Source organism: Pseudomonas sp. TUM25319 (genome assembly GCF_056388475.1).
Window position 1 is genome coordinate 1,643,895 of record NZ_CM150751.1, and the last position, 16,370, is coordinate 1,660,264.

Genomic DNA, 16,370 nt, shown 5'->3' on the forward strand with positions numbered 1-16,370 from the left:
TCCCACAAAGTTTGTGTCGGGCACAGTTTTGTCGCCTGACACAAAACCCTGTGGGAGCTGGCGTTGCCAGCGATGAGGCCAGAGCAGACGCCTCAAACCTGCACGGCGTGAATCCTCACCGCGCTGGCCTCATGAAACTGCGGCCCATTTCTCCACTCATCCAGCAGCCGCGCTTTCTCTTTCTCGGCATTACCCAGGTAACGATCCTTTACCGCGCCATAGCCCCGCACCGCATCCGGTAGCGACGCCAGCTTCACGGCCAGGTCCAGGTTGTCGGCTCGCAGCCCCGTTTCCACTTCATCCAGCAACACCTCGTACGCCCGCAGCCATGCCAGTTCCACCTGGCGCTCGCGGGTGCGGGCGAACGGGTCGAGCCAGGTGTTGCGCAGCCGCCGCAGTCCAGCCAGGACCTTGAACCCCTTGAGCATCCACGGCCCGTAGCTGGACTTCTTGCCCTTGTTCAACAGCGGTGGTGCGAGGTGGAAGTTGAGCCGGTAGTCGCCCTCGAAGGTAGCCTGGACCTTCTTCAGGAACTCGCCGCCGGTGAACAGCCGCGCCACTTCGTATTCGTCCTTGATCGCCAGCACCTTGAAGTAATACCGGGCCACGGCTTCGGCCAGCGGGCCGGGGGCGCCGCGCAGCTTTGTCTCGGCAGCGATGAAGCGTTCCACCCGTGCCCGGTAGCGGGCGGCGAAGGCGGCGTTCTGGTAGTCGGTGAGGTAAGTCACCCGGCGAGCAAGCATTTCGTCCAGCGTACGCGCCGGTGTCGCCGCCGCACTGTCCTTGCGCAGCAGCGCACGAACCCTCGGCAGGTCCACCGCCGCACGGCGCCCCCAGAGGAAGGCCGCCTTGTTGAACGCCACGGCTGCGCCGTTGATTTCGATGGCCTGCAGCAGCGCCGTCTCGCCCACCGGCAACCAGCCTTTCTGGCAGGCAAAGCCGAGCATGAAGGTGTTGGTGGCGATGGAGTCGCCCATCAGCGCCGTGGCCAGGCGGCTGGCGTCGATGAATTGCGCATGCTCGTCGCCCACCGCTTCGCGGATCTGGCCGTTCATGCCAGCCGTGGGGAAGTGCGCGTCCGGGTGGCGCTGCAAATCGCCGGTTTCCGCCTGGCGGGCAAAGTTGCGTACGAAGGCGCTGGTCAGGCTTTCCTCGCTGTTGACCAAGGCATGGGTGACGCCCTCGCGCAGCTTGGACAGGGTCTCGGCATTGGCGCTCACCACCAGGTCGCAGCCCAGCAGCAGGTTAGCCTCGCCCTCGGCGATACGCGGTGCGTGCAGTTGCTCCTGATGCCGGGCGATGCGGATATGCGACCACACTGCGCCGCCTTTCTGCGCCATGCCGGCCATGTCCAGGTTCAGTGTGCCCTTGCCTTCGATGAAGGCGGCCATGCCCAGCAGCGCACCGATGGTCACCACGCCGGTGCCGCCGACGCCGGTGATGAGGATGCTGTAGGGCAGCGTCAGGTCCGCCAGCACCGGTGCCGGCAGTTGCCAGTCGTCGTTGCCCTGGGCGAGGGCCTTGGGCTTGCGCAGGGTGCCGCCTTCGATGGTGACGAAGCTCGGGCAGAAGCCGTTGAGGCAGGTGAAGTCCTTGTTGCAGGACGACTGGTCGATCTCGCGCTTGGCGCCGAACTCGGTGTCCACCTGGGTCACCGACATGCAGTTGGACTTGCTGCTGCAGTCGCCGCAGCCTTCGCACACCGCTTCGTTGATCATCACCCGGCGCGCCGGGTCGGGGAATTTGCCGCGCTTGCGTCGGCGGCGCTTCTCGGCGGCGCAGGTCTGGTCGTAGATGATCGCCGAAACGCCGGCGAACGCGCGCAACTCCTTCTGCACCTCGTCCATCCTGTCGCGGCGCAGCACTGGCACGCCGGCAGCGAGGTCGTGGACCTGCTCGTAACGCGTGGTGTCGTCGGTGACCACGACGATGCGCCCGACACCTTCGGCAGCGAGCTGGCGGGAGATCTGCGGCACGGTCAGGGTGCCGTCCACCGGTTGGCCGCCGGTCATGGCCACGGCGTCGTTGTAGAGGATCTTGTAGGTGATGTTGACCCTGGCCGCGACGGAGGCGCGGATCGCCAGCAGGCCGGAGTGGAAGTAGGTGCCGTCGCCAAGGTTGGCGAACACATGGGGCGTTTTCGTGAACGGCGCCTGACCGATCCAGGCCACGCCTTCGCCGCCCATCTGGCTGAAGGTCTTGGTCTGCGGGTAGATCCAGGCTGCCATGTAGTGACAGCCGATCCCCGCCAGTGCCCTGCTGCCTTCCGGCACCTGGGTCGAGCTGTTGTGCGGGCAGCCGGAGCAGTAGTGCGGCACCCGGTCCATCAGGGTGTCGAAGCGCTGGCCGGCGGACAGTTGCGCATCCAGTACCGCGAGGCTCACTTGCAGTTCGCCGCTCGGGTGAACCCTGAGGATGCGCCGGGCCAGGGCGCGGGCGATCTGCGCCGGGGTCAGATCGCTGATCGCCGGCAGCAGCCAGTCGGTGTGGGGCCGCGCCCATTCGCCCTTGTCGTCGAACTTGCCGACGATGCGCGGGCGTACATCCTCGCGCCAGTTGTACAGTTCTTCCTTGAGCTGGTACTCGAGCATGTGGCGCTTTTCTTCCACCACCACGATCTCGTCCAAGCCCTCGGCGAACTGGCGCACGCCCTCGGCGTCCAGCGGCCAGACCATGCCCACCTTGTACAGCCGCAGGCCGATGGCGGCGGCGCGGGCTTCGTCGATGCCGAGGATCTTAAGCGCCTGGCACACGTCCAGGTAGGACTTGCCGGAGGTGACGATGCCGATCCGCGCCCTGGGCGAATCCATGACGATGCGGTCGATGCCGTTGGCCCGGGCATAGGCGGCCGCCGCGTAGAGCTTGTGCTCCAGCAGGCGCTGCTCCTGGGCCAGTGGCGGGTCGGGCCAGCGGATGTTGAGCCCGCCTTCGGGCAGCGGGAAGTCCGGCAGCACCGGCTGCACGCGGTTGAGGTCGATGTCCACTACGGCGCCGCTTTCCACGGTATCGGCCACCGCTTTCATCGCTACCCAGCAACCGGAGTAACGCGACATGGCGAAACCGTGCAGGCCGTAGTCGAGGTATTCCTGCACGCCCGACGGCGCCAGCACCGGCATCATCACGGCCTTGAAGATGTGCTCGGTCTGGTGCGGCAGCGAGGAGGAGCGGGCGCCATGGTCGTCGCCGGCGATGGCCAGCACGCCCCCGAACGGTGAGGTGCCGGCGGCGTTGGCGTGGCGGAACACGTCACCGCAGCGGTCGACGCCCGGGCCCTTGCCGTACCAGATGCCGAACACGCCGTCGTAGCTGGCGCCCTCGAACAGGTTGACCTGTTGGGTGCCCCACAGCGAGGTGGCGGCGAGGTCTTCGTTGAGGCCGGGATGGAACTTGATCTTCTGCCCTTGCAGATGATCCCGGGCCTTCCACAGTGCCTGGTCGAAACCGCCGAGCGGCGAGCCCCGGTAGCCAGAGATGAAGCCTGCAGTGTTGAGCCCGGCGGCGAGGTCGCGCTGGCGTTGCATCAGCGGCAGGCGTACCAGCGCCTGCACGCCGGTCATCAGCACCTTGCCGGTGGCCTGGGTGTATTTGTCGTCCAGCGTGGGAAGCGGCGTACTCATGGCTAATCCTCCAGTTCTTGTTATTCAGGCAGCCGTGGAGCGCGGTGCCCTGATGTGCGCTGGAGTCTATGAAGCGCCTCGGGTTATCGTAAATTCATAAAAAATGCGAACAGGTATCTGAAAATCAAATGTCGAATCGCAGCGATATCTCCATGCGCCAGCTCCGCTACTTCGTCGCTGCCGCCGAATTGGGGCAGTTTTCCCAGGCGGCGTTGACGGTCCATGTGTCCCAGTCGGCAATCACCGCAGCGGTCAGCCAACTGGAGGACATGCTCGGCGTGCGCCTGTTCGAGCGACTGCCACACGGAGTGAGCCTCACCGCCGAAGGGCACAAGTTCTACCAGCATGCCCGGCACATCCTCGACACCCTGCAGGACGCCGTTGCCCAGCCGCTGTTCCAGCGTGACAGCATGGCCGGGACGGTGCGGGTCGGTGCTTCGTATACGGTGCTGGGGTATTTCCTGCCGACCTTGCTGGCGCGTTTCAAGCGTAGCTATCCGCAGGTGGAGATCGACCTCATCGACATGGACCGGCCGGGCATCGAACAGGGCATTGCCAGTGGCGCGCTGGACCTTGGCCTGACCATCCTGTCCAACGTCGATGCGGCGCAGCCGTTCGAGCGTCATGTGCTGATGCGTTCGCGGCGGCAGTTGTGGGCGGCCAGCGACCACCCGCTGATGGCGCTGGAAAGCGTGACCCTGGCCGATATCGCCGGGCACGCCTACCTGGTGGCGACGGTGGACGAGGGCGAGCAGTCGGCGATGAAATACTGGCGGGCGGCGGGGCTGGAGCCGCGCATCGCCTTTCGCACTTCATCGGTGGAGGCGCTGCGCGGGCTGGTGGCCCATGGGTTTGGCGTGACCATCCTGTCCGACATGATCTATCGGCCCTGGTCGCTGGAAGGCAAGCGGATCGAGGCCCGGCCGGTGGCCGGGACCATTCCGTCGATGGAGCTGGGGTTGATCTGGCAGGGCAAGCGGGCCATGCCGGAGGCGGCGCGGGCGTTTCAGCAGTTCCTGATCTCGGCGACCCACGCGCAGGCGTGAGTCCGGGCGCGAACGACTGGCTCAGAAACGCTCCAGCCGATACGCCTCCACGCCGTCCACGGGGCTGGCCGCCATCAACCCGGCGACCATTTCCGCCGTCACCGCCGCCTGGGTCAGCCCCAGGTGCTGATGACCGAAGGCGAGCAACACGCGACCCTTGCAGACCCGGTCGATCACCGGCAGCGAGTCGGGCAGCGAAGGCCGGAAGCCCATCCACGGCGTGGCGTCCTTCGCGCTCAATTCCCGTTTGAACAGCCCCTGGCTCAGGCGCTGCAACTGCCAGGCCCGTGCCATGTTCGGCGGGCGCTTCAGGCCGGCGAACTCCACCGTCCCGGCCAGGCGCAGGCCGCCACTCATGGGCGTCATGATGAACTTGCGCTCCAGTGAGGTGACGGCAAACGGTAGCCGTCCCTGCTCGTGGGGCAGCATCAGGTGATAACCGCGCTCGGTGTCCAGCGGTACCCGCTTGCCGGTCAGCGCGGTGGTGAGCCGGGCGGAGTGGGCGCCGCAGGCGATCAACACGTTCGGCACCACCAACTCGCCCTGGTCGGTACGCAATGACACGGCATCGGCTTTTACCTGGGCGTCTCCCACGTCCCGTTGAATGAACTGCACACCGGCAGCACTGGCAGCCTCGAACAGCGCCTTTACCGCGTCATGGGGATCGAGGAAATGCCCGGTGGCGGGAAAGAACAGGCCACCCTGCAAGTGCTCGCTCAACTGCGGTGCAGCGGCACGCACCGCGTCGGCAGACCAGCGTTCCACCGGCACGTTCTGCTGGCGCATGCGTGCCTGCAGGGCGTCGATGGCCGGGCGTGATTCGGGCCGCTCGAAGACCAGCAGCGAACCGTCTTCCCTGAGCAGGTCGCTGCGGCCGATGGCGCCCAGAAGGCGCTGCCAGGCCCCCAGGCTGCCTTCGTTCAGCGCACGGATGCCGGCCACGCTGCGGCGAAACGGCCGCGGCCGCAGGTTCAGCAGCAGGCGGGTGAACCACGGCAAGGCCCGTGGCAGGTATTTCCAGTCCAGGCGCAGCGGGCCCATGGGGTCCATGAGCATCGCCGGCAGGCGCTTGAGGATCGACAGGTCGGCGATGGGAAACACCTGTTCGGTCGCCAGATGGCCGGCATTGCCGAACGAGGCGCCCATGCCCGGCGTCTCGCGGTCTACCAGCAGCACCCGCTGGCCCTGGCGGGCCAGTTGCAGCGCGCAGGCGACGCCGACGATACCTGCGCCGATCACGGCGATGTCCACGCCGGGGGTGAAGGTCGTGGCCATGGATCAGGCTTCTCTCTGCCCGTCGAGCAACCGCCGCAGGTGCAGCGGATTGTCGTGCTGCAGCGCGACCGGCAGCAGGCTGTCGGGGAAGTCCTGGTAGCACACCGGCCGCAGGAACCGCAGGATCGCCGCCGTGCCTACCGAGGTGCTGCGGGCATCGGAGGTGGCCGGGAACGGGCCGCCATGGACCATCGCATCGCAGACTTCCACGCCGGTCGGCCAGCCGTTGACCAGCAGGCGTCCGGCCTTGCGCTCCAGGGTCGGCAGCAGGCGGCGGGCGGCGTCGAGGTCGGCTTCGTCCAGGTGCAGGGTGGCGGTCAGTTGGCCTTCCAGGTGCTCGGCGACCTGATGGATTTCCGCGTCGGTGGCGCAGGTCACCACCAGCGAGGCGCAACCGAAGACTTCGGCCTGCAGGCTTTCATCGGCCAGGAAGTCCCGCGCCGTGGCAACGAACAGGTGGGTCTGGCACTGGTTCGGACCGTCGGCGGCGAGGCCGGCGGCGGCGGTCTCGGCGTGGGGGTTGTCGCTCAAGGCTTCGATGCCGCTGCGGTAGGCGCTGTAGATACCCGGGGTGAGCATGGTCTGCGCCTTGCTCTGCCAGATGTGCTGGGCGGCGCTGGCGATGAAGCTGTCCAGATCCGGGCCCTGGCGGGCGATGACCAGGCCCGGGTTGGTGCAGAACTGGCCGGCGCCCTGGGTCAGCGAAGCGATGAAGCCTTGCGCCAGCGCGTCGCCGCGTGCCTGCAAGGCCGCCGGGAAGAGGAACACCGGGTTGATCGAGCTCATTTCGGCGTAGACCGGAATCGGCTCGGCGCGGGCGGCGGCTGTCTGGCACAGGGCGATGCCGCCGCTGCGCGAACCGGTGAAACCGACTGCCTTGATGCGCGTATCGCTGACCAGGGCGATACCCACCTCACGACCGGAGCCGTACAGCAGCGAGAACACGCCGTCCGCCAGCTCGCATTGGCGTGCCGCCCGGGCCACGGCCTGTCCGACCAGTTCGCTGGTGCCGGGATGGGCGCTGTGGGCCTTGACCACCACAGGGCAGCCAGCGGCCAGGGCCGAGGCGGTGTCGCCCCCTGCGACGGAGAACGCCAGGGGGAAGTTGCTGGCGCCGAAGACCGCGACCGGGCCAAGCGGAATCTGCCGTTGGCGCAGGTCGGCGCGTGGCAGCGGCTGACGCTGCGGTTGTGCCGGATCGACCCGCACGTCCAGCCATTCGCCAGCGCGCACGGTGCGGGCAAAGGTGCGCAACTGAGCGCAGGTGCGACCGCGTTCGCCCTGGATCCGGGCACGGGGCAGGCCGCTTTCGCTTACGGCACGTTCGATCAGTGCGTCGCCCAGGGCTTCTATTTCGCTGGCGATGGTTTCGAGAAAGGTGGCGCGGGCTTCGAGCGAGGTTTCCCGGAAGCTGTCAAAAGCCGCCCAGGCCAGGGCGCAGGCCTGCTCTACCTGTTCGTAGGTGCCGCCGGGGTAGGCCGGCTCCAGCGTCTGGTTGGTGGCCGGGTCGACTGCCCGGATCGCTTCGCGACTGCCGGCGACGGTACGTTGGCCGATCAGCATGTTGCCTGTCAGGGTCATGGCGGCTCCTGAAATGAATTCGATAGGAAAAAACGGGCGCGGCGCACGAGGCGCCGCGAAGGAACATCAGGCGACGTTGTTGGCCGCCGACCAGGTGGCGAACCACTGGCGGAACAGGTTGTACTGGTTCTGCGCGTAGTTGCGCTGGGCGTCGCTGAGCACGTCGGTCGGGTTGAAGTGCAGGCTGTATTCGGTGTCGCCGTTGAGCACCATCAGGTACTTGTAATACAGCACCAGGTCGCAGCCTTCGTCGAAGGACGACAGCACTTGCAGGGCGTCCGACAGCTCCTGCGCCTGGCGGCGGGCGATCGCGTCACCCTGGGCGGCTTTCTTGCTCAGGTCCACCAGCAGCAGGACTTCGCGGGGCAAGGCGTTGCCGATGCCGGTGATGGCACCGGTGGCGCCGCAGTTGACGAAACCGTGCACCACCTGGGTATCGACGCCGGCCATGAGGATCACCTCGTCATCCTGGGAGGTGATGTGCTCGGCGGCGTAGCGCATGTCGGCGGCGCCACCGAACTCCTTGAAACCGATCAGGTTGGGGTACTGGCGGCGCAGCTTGAAGAACAGCTCGGCGCGGGTGGCGAAGCCGTAGTACGGGCTGTTGTAGATCACCGCCGGCAGCTTCGGAGCGGCTTCGAGGATGGCGGCGAAGTGGGCTTCCTGGGCGGCTGGCGATGCACCGCGGGACAGCACGCGGGGGATCACCATCAGGCCGTGGGCACCGACCCTGGCGGCATGGGCGGCATGGGACACGGCCTCGCGGGAGTTGACCGCGCCGGTGCCGACGATGGTCGGGATGCCGGCGGCCACCAGGCGGGCCACGCCTTCCTGGCGCTCGGCTTCGGTCAGCAGCGGCCAGTCACCCATGGAGCCGCAGTAGACCACGGCGCTCATGCCGGCCTCGATCAGCTCGCGGCCCTTTTTCACCAGGGCGTCGAAGTCCGGCTTGCGGTCCGGGGTGCATGGGGTCATCAGGGCGGGGATGGTGCCGGTGAAGATGTTGCTGGTCATGGGAGGTGTTCCTTCTGGATTGTCAGGTGGTTGGCCTCTAGGGCCTCATCGCCGGCAAGCCGGCTCCCACAGGGTGCTGTGGGTGGTATCGGTTCAGATGCCCCAGGCGAAGGGGTCTTTCTCGTCGATCAGCAGGGTGGCGTCGGCGGTCATGTAGGCGCGACCGGTGATGAACGGGCGGATGCGCTCGCCGTCCCATTCGAAGCGGCCTTCGAACTGGCTGGCGGTGATGCTCGCCTGGACCCAGCGCTCGCCTTCGGCCAGCTTGCCGTCGGCGGCCAGGCACGCCAGCTTGGCGCTGGTGCCGGTGCCGCAGGGCGAGCGGTCGTAGGCCTTGCCGGGGCACATGACGAAGTTGCGGCTGTCGGCGTTTTCGTCGTCGGCGAACAGTTCGATATGGTCGATCAGGCCGCCGTCTTCGCCGTGGATGCCCTGGTCTTCAAGGGCGCGGAGCATCTTCCAGGTGAAGTCGGTGAGCCGTTCGACGTTGCTCAGTTGCAGGTCCTGGCCGTGTTCGGAGACCAGGAAGAACCAGTTGCCGCCCCAGGCGATGTCACCCAGGAAGGTGCCGTAGCCCGGCACCTCCACCGGCACCTGCTGGCGGTAGCGGTACGACGGCACGTTGGCCACGGTGACAGCGCCGTCGGCGTGCAGGGTGGCGCTGACCTGGCCTACCGGGGTGTCGATCCTGTGCTCGCCGGGGGCAATGCGGCCCAGGTAGTGCAGCGAGGCGACCAGGCCGATGGTGCCGTGGCCGCACATGCCCAGGTAGCCGGCGTTGTTGAAGAAGATCACACCGCAGGTGGCGTCGGGCGATACCGGCGGGGTGTACAGCGCGCCCACCAGCACGTCGTTGCCACGGGGCTCCAGCAGGCAGGCGCGGCGCCACTGGTCATGCTGCTGGCGCAGGTTGTCGCGCTTGTGCGCCATGGTCTCGCCGCTCGGTTGCGGGAAACCGTCCAGCACCAGGCGGGTGGGTTCGCCTTCGGTGTGGGAGTCGATCACGCGGATCTGTTTCATGGGTCTGTCCTTGGGCAATGCGTTGTTGTCGGAGTCAGCTCATCAGGCCGCGGATGTCCCGCAGCAGGCCGGCATCGACCCACACGCCTTCGGCGAGTGAGCGCTGGCGGGCATCGAAACGGCGCTGCGAGGGCAGGCGAGCACCCTGGCCGGTGATGGCGCTGAACAGGTGTTCGGCGCGTTGCTGGCCGGCTTCGACGTCGTCGCCGCCGAAGCGCTTCGGATCGAATGCCAGCAGCAGCTCGCCATGGCATGGCGTGGCGCCGGCGCCGTCGTCGAAGGCCAGGGAATCGGCGCTGGTCAGGTCGCCGATCAGCGCGCCGGCCAGCAGTTCGATCATCGCCGCCAGGGCCGAGCCCTTGTGGCCGCCGAAGGTCTGCATGGCGCCATTCAGAACGGCGCGGGCGTCGGTGCTCGGGCGGCCTTCGGCATCCAGGCCCCAGCCCAGCGGGATCGGCTTCTGCTGGCGGGCGTGCAGTTCGATGTCGCCACGGGCGATGGCGCTGGTGGCGAAGTCGAAAACGAACGGCTCGCCCTCCGGCCGCGGCCAGGCGAAGGCCAGCGGGTTGGTGCCGAACACGCCCTGGCGGCCGCCTTCCGGCGCCACCCAGGCGTGGCTCGGGGTCATGGCCATGCCCGCCAGCCCGTGGGCGGCGATGGCCTCCACTTCCGGCCACAGCGCCGAGAAGTGGAAGCAGTTGCGGATCACCAGGGCCGCCACGCCTTGTGTGCGTGCGGCCTCCACCAGCAGCGGCAGGCCGCGCTGGAACGCCAGCAGCGAATAGCCGAAGCGGGCGTCCACCTTGACGATCGCAGGCGATGGCTGGCTCAGCACCGGCTGCGCCGCTGGATCGACCTTGCCCGAGCGCAGCGAACGCACGCACACCAGCACCCGGTACAGGCCATGGGAGTGGCACTCGTCGCGCTGGCCTTGGGTGATCACCTCGGCGATCGCCCGGGCGTGGTCGTCGGCCATGCCGTTGTGCGCCAGGGCACGGTGGGCCAGGTCGAAGACCTGTTCCAGGCTGAGGTTGATACGCTCGCTCATGACGTGCTCCGTGGGCTCAGGACAGTTGGGCGCGGGCGCCGGACGGAGCCGCCTGGGCGCTGTGTTCGATTTCGCTTTCGCTGTCTTCGGCATCCAGTCGCACCAGGTGCGCCGGCACGCCGGTGGCTGCGCCCCAGTAGTAGATGCCGAGGGCGCAGGCGGCCACGATCAGGGTGTCGAACGGATGGGTGATGACGCCGATGCCGCCGAAGCTGCCCAGCCAGGAGAGCAGGATGGTCACGGCGTAGAAGCCGATCAGCCAGGCCGAAGAGCGCACTTGCTGGGCCAGGCTCAGGTGCTGGGTTGGCACGAAGCGGCCGCACAGCAGGTAGATGACGAACATCAGGATCTGCAGGCTGAGCAGCCAGGACACGGTTTTCCAGCCAGACCAGTAGACGATCAGGGCGGCGATGATGAACGACAGCGGACCGAGCAGACCCATGCGCCGCACCCGGAACGGACGCGCCAGGTCAGGGGCGTTGCGGCGCAGGGCGGCGACCGACACCGGGGCGACGGCGTAGCTGAGGATCAGGGCGGCGGAGACCACGTTGATCAGCGCTTCCCAGGAGGGGAACGGCAGGGTCCAGAACACCGACAGGCCGAAGGTCAGCCACAGCGCCGGACGCGGTATGCCGGATTGCTCGTCGATACGGGTGAAGACCTTGAAGAAGGTGCCGGTTTTCGCCCAGCCATAGACCACGCGCGGGGTGGCGTTCATGTAGATGTTGCCGCAGCCGCTGGGGGAGATCACCGCGTCGGCGACCACCAGGTAGGCCAGCCAGCCAACGCCCAGGGCAATGGCGATGTCACGGTAGGGCAGGGCCAGTTCCTTGGAGATCCCGGACCAGCCCTGAGCCAGCATTTCGGTAGGAATGCCACCGAGGAAGGCGATCTGCAGCAGGGCATAGATGGCGGTGGACAGCAGGACCGAAAGAATCAGCGCGATCGGGATGGTGCGTTGCGGATTCTTCACTTCCGAGGCCACCGAGATGATCGGCGTCAGGCCCAGGTAGGCGAAGATGATGCCACCGGCCGACACGGCCATTTCCACCCCGGAAAGGCCGAACGGCATGAAGCCCTGGGAGGTGAAGTTCTCTGGCTTGAAGAAGGTGAACAGCACGCCGATCACCAGCAGCGGCACGATGAACTTGAACACGCTGATCAGGTTGTTGGACTTGGCGAAGGTCTTCACGCTGTAGTAGTTCAGGGCGAAGAACAGGCACAGCAGGCCGAACTGCACCAGCCAGCCGAGGACGGTCGGATCGCTGGAGCCGGCCTTGGTCAGTTCGGGGAACCAGGCGGCGGCGTACTGCCGTGCGGCGACCACTTCGATGGCCACCAGGCTGGAGAACGCGATCAGGGTGATAAAGCCCATCAGGTAGCCCAGCAGCGGGCCGTGGGAATACACCGGATAGCGCACCACGCCACCGGCGCGGGGCAGGGCGGCGCCCAGTTCGCAGTAGACGATGCCCAGCAGCAGCACGGCGAAACCGCCCAGCAACCAGGAGAAGATTCCGGCGGGGCCGGCAATGGACGACACATGGCTGGCGGCGAACAGCCAACCCGAACCGAAGATGGCTCCCAGTCCGATAAAGGTGAGGTCTATCAATGAAAGTTGTTTTTTGAACTTGCCTTTGCCTGACATGGAGTCGCCTTCTTGTGGGTTATTGGATAGGCAGAAGTGATGTCACTTTGATGCACGGCTTCGGGGATCGCCCGATAAGGTGGTGCGGTCGTTCGCGACCTGTTTGTTGTTATGGGAGTTGCTGTTCGCGACAACTTTTCGGCGACTCGGCAACGGTTAATACGATGGACTCATCGGCGCTTCGGCGCTTGATGGTTTTCTTCAAGGGAGATGACGAAATCGGCATAGTTCGGAAATTTCCCTATGACTCTTCGGAAAATTTCAGAGGCTTTGCAGGCCACGCCGTTCGCGGCGTCTGGCCAGACTCGACAGCAGCGCGAGGGTTCGGCAAGCTGGCCGCCGGGCGAAAGCCGAAGCGGATTTTTTACCAGTGGGTCAATAACGAGAGTGCGTTCGATGAACCCAAGTGCATTTGCCATCCTGTGCCAGGGCAACGATCAGTGCCGGCCTGAGTCCATGGAAGCGTTATTGTCGGGAATGGCTTTCATGTTGCCGTTGTTCGATGCCATTCCCAATGCGGCGATATTCATAAAGGATCTTCAGGCGCGTTATCTGCTGGCCAATCAGGCGCTGGTCCAGCGCTGTGGCTTCAAGCAACTCAGGCACTTGCTGGGTAAAACCAGTGCCGATGTTTTTCCGGAACAACTGGGGCCCGGTTATACCGAACAGGATCGCCGGGTCCTGCAGGAGGGGCGGGTTCTGGAAGATCAACTGGAACTGCACTTGTACGGCTCGCGGGAGCCGGGCTGGTGCCTGACCCACAAGCGGCCGCTGTATGACCGTCAGGGCCGGATCATCGGTCTGGCCGGGGTATCGGTGGATGTCCAGTCGGCCAGCGACAGCCACCCGGCGTACCAGCGGCTGGCGGCGGTGGACGAATACATCAAGACCCACTTCCACCGGCCAGTGACCCTGCGTGAACTGACCCGCGTGGCGGGCATTTCCGTGGCGCAACTGGAGCGCTACTGCAAGCGGGTGTTCCACCTGACGCCGCGGCAGATGATCCACAAGGTGCGCCTGGAGCATGCGCGGCGCCTGCTGAGCACGGCGTTGCCGATTACCGAGGTGGCGTTGCAGTGCGGGTATACGGACCACAGCGCGTTTACCCGGCAGTTCAAGATGCTGACGGGGTTTACGCCGCGGCAGTATCGGTTGGCGACCGGGGTTCTGGGGTGATTGTCCTGGCGGGCGTTTCGGAGGGTATGGCTAGGGATTTTCAGCGCTCTTGAGATCGAGCGCCGCCCGCGCGGCGCATCGCCGGCAACGCCGGCTCCCACATTTGTTGCAACGTACCTATGTCTGGCAGGCCATGGTTGATCGCCTTGTTTGTACGACGCGATATCGAGCCGAGCCCAACAGCTTCCCCGCGATACATCGCCAAGCACCAAAGGCTGGCGACTCAACTCTCACAGGCCATGGCGCGTTGCAGCAGATGTGGGAGCCGGCGTTGCCGGCGAAGCGCCGCGCGGGCGGCGCTCGTTCTCGAGAGCGCCACACCACTGCCGACATGCACCCGCCACCCCACACAACCGTTGTCACGGCCAGAAATACATTTTCACCCAGCCCCGCGGAAACACGCGGTTAGCATCGGGCTCCTGTTCCTCAGTGTTTTCTCACATTGGTTAATCAGGTTTCAGCGTCCACTGTCTGAAACTTCGCCCCAGGAGGCTCGCAATGAACACCCGTGGTCTGCTCGATCAACTGCTCAAGTCCGGCCAGGATCTGCTGCAAAAGCAGTCCGGCAACGCCTCGTCGTCCAGCAAGGGCGGTAGCGGCGGCCTCGGCAGTCTGTTGTCCGGTGCCGGCGGCGGTGCGCTGGCCGCCGGGGCGATGGCGTTGTTGCTGGGCAACAAGAAGGCCCGCAAGTTCGGCGGCAAGGCGCTGACCTACGGCGGCCTCGCCGCGCTGGGTGTGCTGGCCTACAAGGCTTACGGCAACTGGCAGGCGCAACAGGCCGCCGCGCCAAGGCAGGAGCCACAGACCCTCGACCGCCTGCCGCCCGCCCAGGTCGAGCAGCACAGCCAGGCGATCCTCAAGGCGCTGGTGGCTGCGGCCAAGTCCGATGGTCACGTCGATGACCGCGAGCGTGAGTTGATCGAGGGTGAGTTCGTCAAACTCTCCGGCAACGACCGCGACCTGCAGCACTGGCTCCACGCCGAACTCAACAAGCCCCTGGACCCTGCCGATGTCGCCCGCGCCGCCGCCACCCCGGAAATGGCCGCGGAAATGTACCTGGCCAGCGTGATGCTGGTGGACGAGGAGCATTTCATGGAGCGCGCCTACCTCGACGAACTGGCCCGCCAGTTGCGCCTCGATCCTTCCCTGAAAGCCGAACTCGAGAAGCAGGTTCGTACGATCTAAATCAACAAAATGGGCGAATGACCAGAAATGAAGTCATTTTGCCCATTTGCTCATGTAGGATCAGTCCCATGATGGCGTAGGGCCTGAGCTATAATCAGCCCATTTTTCCTGTCGCGTAGAACGCTTGAGGGCTGATTGTGAAGAACTGGACATTGCGCCAACGGATCCTGGCAAGTTTCGCCGTGATCATCGCCATCATGTCGTTGATGGTCATCGCCGCCTATTCACGGCTGATGGCCATTGAATCCAGCGAAGAAGCCGTCCGCTCCGACAGCATTCCCGGCGTCTACTACAGCTCGATGATCCGCAGTGCCTGGGTCGACAGCTACGTGCTGACCCAGCAACTGGTCGGCCTGACCAACCACCGCGAGCTCAACGACGCCGACATGGCGCTCTACAAGAGCTACGACGAACGTCTGCTCCAGCAGATGAGCAACTACGAACAGACCATGAACGACTCCGACGACCGGGCCAACTTCGCCGAGTTCAAGCGTCTGGTCGAAAGCTACAAGCAAGCGCTGGCCAGCGTGCTGGCGGCCTACGACCGGAAGGACTATCAGGAGGCGCAACGCCTGCTGATGGAAAACCTGACCCCGGCCTGGGCTGAAGGGCGCAAGAACCTCAATGGCCTGATCGACTGGAATCGCCGTTCCGCCGACCACGCCACCGACAACATCGTTGCCGCCGTTTCTACCGCCAAGATCAGCATGATGGTGTCGCTGGCGCTGGCGGTGATCGCCGCCGCCATCTGTGGCTTGCTGCTGATGCGGGCCATCACCGAACCCATGCAACGTATCGTCCGCGCCCTCGAAGTGCTGCGCGGTGGCGACCTGAGTGTGCGCATGAACCTGGCCCGCAACGATGAGTTCGGCGCCGTGGAAACCGGTTTCAACGAGATGGTCAGCGAACTGACCGGCCTGGTGTCCCAGGCCCAGCGTTCGTCGGTGCAGGTCACCACGTCGGTGACCGAGATCGCCGCCACGTCCAAGCAGCAACAGGCCACCGCCACCGAGACGGCTGCCACGACCACAGAAATCGGTGCGACCTCCCGCGAGATCGCCGCCACGTCCCGTGATCTGGTCCGCACCATGACCGAGGTGACCTCGGCCGCCGACCAGGCTTCGGTGCTTGCCGGCTCCGGCCAGCAGGGGCTGGCGCGGATGGAAGAAACCATGCATCAGGTGATGGGTGCCGCAGACCTGGTGAACAACAAGCTGGCGACCCTCAACGAGAAGGCCGGCAACATCAACCAGGTGGTGGTGACCATCGTCAAGGTCGCCGACCAGACCAACCTGTTGTCCCTCAACGCCGCCATCGAGGCTGAGAAAGCCGGCGAGTACGGCCGCGGTTTCGCGGTGGTCGCCACCGAGGTGCGGCGCCTGGCCGACCAGACTGCCGTTGCCACCTACGATATCGAGCAGATGGTCCGGGAGATCCAGTCGGCGGTGTCCGCCGGGGTGATGGGCATGGACAAGTTCTCTGAGGAAGTGCGCCGCGGCATGTTCGAGGTGCAGCAGGTGGGCGAGCAATTGAGCCAGATCATCCATCAGGTCCAGGCCCTGGCGCCGCGGGTGCTGATGGTCAATGAAGGCATGCAGGCCCAGGCCACCGGTGCCGAACAGATCAACCACGCCCTGGCCCAGCTCAGCGATGCCAGCAGCCAGACCGTGGAGTCGCTGCGCCAGGCCAGCTTCGCCATCGACGAATTGAGCCAGGTCGCGGTCGGTCTGCGCGGCGGTGTGTCGCGGTTCAAAGTCTGACGT

At 65.8% G+C, this 16,370-nt stretch carries 11 protein-coding genes; 4 read left to right on the forward strand and 7 right to left on the reverse strand.

The window, feature by feature from the left end; translation table 11 throughout:
* Nucleotides 1-92 precede the first annotated feature (92 nt).
* Nucleotides 93-3,617, reverse strand: a complete 3,525-nt coding sequence (locus AC05QJ_RS07540; RefSeq protein WP_476746278.1) for an indolepyruvate ferredoxin oxidoreductase family protein — start codon at nt 3,615-3,617, stop codon at nt 93-95.
* Between the two features lie 128 nt (nt 3,618-3,745).
* On the opposite strand from AC05QJ_RS07540, the gene AC05QJ_RS07545 reads away from it, so the two are divergent.
* Nucleotides 3,746-4,663: a LysR family transcriptional regulator gene (locus tag AC05QJ_RS07545; RefSeq protein ID WP_476746279.1), complete on the forward strand. Its 918-nt coding sequence runs from the start codon at nt 3,746-3,748 to the stop codon at nt 4,661-4,663.
* A 21-nt stretch (nt 4,664-4,684) separates the two neighbouring features.
* Here the strand turns inward: AC05QJ_RS07545 and AC05QJ_RS07550 are convergent, their stop codons facing one another.
* From AC05QJ_RS07550 to AC05QJ_RS07575, 6 genes are all read right to left on the reverse strand, one after another.
* A complete protein-coding gene (locus AC05QJ_RS07550) occupies nt 4,685-5,938 on the reverse strand; it encodes an NAD(P)/FAD-dependent oxidoreductase (protein ID WP_476746280.1) in 1,254 nt (417 codons plus the stop codon).
* 3 nt (nt 5,939-5,941) lie between these two features.
* Nucleotides 5,942-7,519 (reverse strand): aldehyde dehydrogenase (NADP(+)), encoded by a 1,578-nt coding sequence (locus AC05QJ_RS07555; RefSeq protein WP_476746281.1) that lies wholly within the window; start codon nt 7,517-7,519, stop codon nt 5,942-5,944.
* A gap of 66 nt (nt 7,520-7,585) precedes the next feature.
* Nucleotides 7,586-8,533, reverse strand: a complete 948-nt coding sequence (locus AC05QJ_RS07560; protein ID WP_476746282.1) for a dihydrodipicolinate synthase family protein — start codon at nt 8,531-8,533, stop codon at nt 7,586-7,588.
* Between the two features lie 93 nt (nt 8,534-8,626).
* Nucleotides 8,627-9,553, reverse strand: a complete 927-nt coding sequence (locus AC05QJ_RS07565; RefSeq protein ID WP_476746283.1) for a 4-hydroxyproline epimerase — start codon at nt 9,551-9,553, stop codon at nt 8,627-8,629.
* A gap of 34 nt (nt 9,554-9,587) precedes the next feature.
* Nucleotides 9,588-10,601, reverse strand: a complete 1,014-nt coding sequence (locus AC05QJ_RS07570; protein ID WP_476746284.1) for an Ldh family oxidoreductase — start codon at nt 10,599-10,601, stop codon at nt 9,588-9,590.
* A gap of 16 nt (nt 10,602-10,617) precedes the next feature.
* Entirely contained in the window at nt 10,618-12,246 is a 1,629-nt protein-coding gene (locus tag AC05QJ_RS07575) for an APC family permease (RefSeq protein ID WP_476746285.1), read from the reverse strand.
* Nucleotides 12,247-12,642: 396 nt separating this feature from the next.
* Between AC05QJ_RS07575 and AC05QJ_RS07580 the strand changes: the two genes are divergently transcribed.
* The 3 genes from AC05QJ_RS07580 (at nt 12,643) to AC05QJ_RS07590 (ending at nt 16,367) form a co-directional block, all read left to right on the forward strand.
* Complete coding sequence (locus tag AC05QJ_RS07580; protein WP_476746286.1) at nt 12,643-13,422, forward strand: PAS domain-containing protein; 780 nt, start codon at nt 12,643-12,645, stop codon at nt 13,420-13,422.
* Between the two features lie 498 nt (nt 13,423-13,920).
* Nucleotides 13,921-14,607 carry a tellurite resistance TerB family protein gene (locus AC05QJ_RS07585; RefSeq protein WP_476746287.1) on the forward strand — a complete coding sequence of 229 codons (687 nt, stop codon included), beginning with the start codon at nt 13,921-13,923 and terminating at the stop codon, nt 14,605-14,607.
* 137 nt (nt 14,608-14,744) lie between these two features.
* Complete coding sequence (locus AC05QJ_RS07590; protein WP_476746288.1) at nt 14,745-16,367, forward strand: methyl-accepting chemotaxis protein; 1,623 nt, start codon at nt 14,745-14,747, stop codon at nt 16,365-16,367.
* Nucleotides 16,368-16,370 lie beyond the last annotated feature (3 nt).

What these genes read in the sequence shown, in the direction of transcription:
- AC05QJ_RS07560 (WP_476746282.1), bottom strand. Translation starts at nt 8,533, where the DNA reads ATGACCAGCAACATCTTCACCGGCACCATCCCCGCCCTGATGACCCCA.
- AC05QJ_RS07545 (WP_476746279.1), top strand. Translation starts at nt 3,746, where the DNA reads ATGTCGAATCGCAGCGATATCTCCATGCGCCAGCTCCGCTACTTCGTC.
- AC05QJ_RS07585 (WP_476746287.1), top strand. Translation starts at nt 13,921, where the DNA reads ATGAACACCCGTGGTCTGCTCGATCAACTGCTCAAGTCCGGCCAGGAT.
- AC05QJ_RS07575 (WP_476746285.1), bottom strand. Translation starts at nt 12,246, where the DNA reads ATGTCAGGCAAAGGCAAGTTCAAAAAACAACTTTCATTGATAGACCTC.
- AC05QJ_RS07550 (WP_476746280.1), bottom strand. Translation starts at nt 5,938, where the DNA reads ATGGCCACGACCTTCACCCCCGGCGTGGACATCGCCGTGATCGGCGCA.
- AC05QJ_RS07570 (WP_476746284.1), bottom strand. Translation starts at nt 10,601, where the DNA reads ATGAGCGAGCGTATCAACCTCAGCCTGGAACAGGTCTTCGACCTGGCC.
- AC05QJ_RS07565 (WP_476746283.1), bottom strand. Translation starts at nt 9,553, where the DNA reads ATGAAACAGATCCGCGTGATCGACTCCCACACCGAAGGCGAACCCACC.
- AC05QJ_RS07540 (WP_476746278.1), bottom strand. Translation starts at nt 3,617, where the DNA reads ATGAGTACGCCGCTTCCCACGCTGGACGACAAATACACCCAGGCCACC.
- AC05QJ_RS07555 (WP_476746281.1), bottom strand. Translation starts at nt 7,519, where the DNA reads ATGACCCTGACAGGCAACATGCTGATCGGCCAACGTACCGTCGCCGGC.
- AC05QJ_RS07580 (WP_476746286.1), top strand. Translation starts at nt 12,643, where the DNA reads ATGAACCCAAGTGCATTTGCCATCCTGTGCCAGGGCAACGATCAGTGC.